Source organism: Roseomonas sp. 18066, from assembly GCF_902706185.1.
GTDB lineage: Bacteria > Pseudomonadota > Alphaproteobacteria > Acetobacterales > Acetobacteraceae > Pseudoroseomonas.
Window position 1 is genome coordinate 1 of the sequence record NZ_CACSJM010000307.1, and the last position, 1,860, is coordinate 1,860.

At 70.5% G+C, this 1,860-nt stretch carries 2 protein-coding genes; one reads left to right on the forward strand and one right to left on the reverse strand.

The genetic code is table 11. From position 1 onward, the window contains the following. Window positions 1-50 precede the first annotated feature (50 nt). Window positions 51-1,244: a zinc metallochaperone GTPase ZigA gene (gene zigA, locus GVN67_RS28900; RefSeq protein WP_160000745.1), complete on the forward strand. Its 1,194-nt coding sequence runs from the start codon at window positions 51-53 to the stop codon at window positions 1,242-1,244. A 217-nt stretch (window positions 1,245-1,461) separates the two neighbouring features. Here the strand turns inward: zigA and GVN67_RS28905 are convergent. Continuing rightward, window positions 1,462-1,860: response regulator (locus GVN67_RS28905; protein ID WP_160000746.1), on the reverse strand; the 399-nt coding region annotated here is incomplete at its 5' end.

Genomic DNA, 1,860 nt, shown 5'->3' on the forward strand with positions numbered 1-1,860 from the left:
ACCCCGCCCCGCCTGCTGCTGCGGCTCGAGACCCCCTGAGGTTCCCCGCCATGCCCCATCGCCTGCCCGTCACCGTGCTGTCCGGCTTCCTCGGCGCCGGCAAGACGACGCTGCTGAACCATGTCCTGGCCAATCGCCAGGGCCGCCGCGTCGCCGTCATCGTCAACGACATGTCCGAGGTGAACATCGACGCCGCCCTCGTCGAGCAGGGCGGCCGCCTGTCACGGACGGAAGAAAAGCTGGTCGAGATGACCAATGGCTGCATCTGCTGCACGCTGCGCGAGGACCTGATGCAGGAGGTGGCGCGGCTGGCCGCCGAGGGCCGCTTCGACGCCCTGCTGATCGAGAGCACCGGCATCGCCGAGCCGATGCCGGTCGCCGCCACCTTCGACTTCCGTGACGAGGCCGGGCGGTCGCTGGCCGATATCGCCCGCCTCGACAGCATGGTCACCGTGGTCGATGCGGCGGCCTTCCTGGCCGGCTACGCCAGCGCCCGCAGCCTGGAGAGCCTGGGCGAGACGGCCGGCCCCGAGGACCGCCGCCTGCTGGTGGACCTGCTCGTCGAGCAGGTCGAGTTCGCCGACTGCATCGTGGTCAACAAGCTGGACCTGGTCGACGCGCCGGCGCGACGCCAGCTGCTGGCGCTGCTGCGCGGCCTGAACCCGGGCGCCGAGCTGATCCTGGCCGAGCACGGCGCGGTCCCGATCGACCGCCTGCTGGACACCGGCCGCTTCGACTTCGAGACGGCGAGCCAGGCCGCCGGCTGGTCCCAGGCGCTGCAGCACGACCACCTGCCCGAATCGGTTGAATTCGGCATCCGCCACTTCGTCTGGCGCGCCCGGCGGCCGCTGCACCCGGCCCGCTTCAAGGCCTTCATCGAGAGCGACCTGCCCGGCGTGCTGCGCGCCAAGGGCTTCTTCTGGCTGGCCAGCCGGATGGGCTGGGCGGGCAGCTGGCAGCTCGCCGGCAGCATCGGCCGGCACGAGCCCGCCGGCCACTGGTGGGCCGCCACCCATCCGGAAGACTGGCCCGCCGACCCGGCCTGGCGCGCGACGGTGAAGGCGAACTGGCAGGAACCCTTCGGCGACCGGCGGCAGGAGCTGGTCTTCATCGGGATCGAGCTCGACGAGGCGGCCCTCCGCGCGGGGCTGGAGGCATGCCTGCTGAACGAAGCGGAAATGGCGCTTGGGGAAAAAGCCTGGCGGAAGTTCGAAGATCCTTTTCAGGCCTGGAGAAAAAATTGAAGAAAAACTGGGGAAGAATGAATTCTTCCCCAGACCCCATCATTCTTTTCTTTCACCGGCCGTTTAACGATCAGCGCCTGATCTGCGCCGATACCAGGGCATCACGGCGGGACGCCGATTGAGTGCCGCGTCCCGCTTCACCGCCAGGCGGCGGCAGCACTGACAGAAAAAAGATGGGGTCCAGGGGAATTCATTCCCCTGGCCTACCCTTTCCCCTTCACGTCCCTTCAACCGGCAGGTCGCGCAGCGCCGCCATCAGCATCGGCCGGTCCACCGGCTTCGCCAGATGCGCGTCGATCCCCGCCGCCAGGGAGGCCGCGCGTTCCGCCGTGCTGGCGGCGCTGAGCGCGATGATCGACAGCGGCGCGCCCGCGCGCGGCAGGGCGCGCAGGCGGCGGGCGGTTTCCAGCCCGTCGATGCCCGGCATCTGCAGGTCCAGCAGCACCACATCGACCGCGGCCCCTGCCGCCAGCAGGGCCAGGGCGGCCTCGCCGCTCTCGGCCAGGGTGACGCTGTGGCCATCGGCCTGCAGCAGCGCCTGGGCGACCATGCGGTTCACCGCCACGTCGTCGACCACCAGCACCCGGCGCGGCGGGGCGGGGCGGCTGGGCTCGGG

Coding starts and splice junctions, on each gene's coding strand:
- zigA (WP_160000745.1), top strand. CDS start 51: ATGCCCCATCGCCTGCCCGTCACCGTGCTGTCCGGCTTCCTCGGCGCC.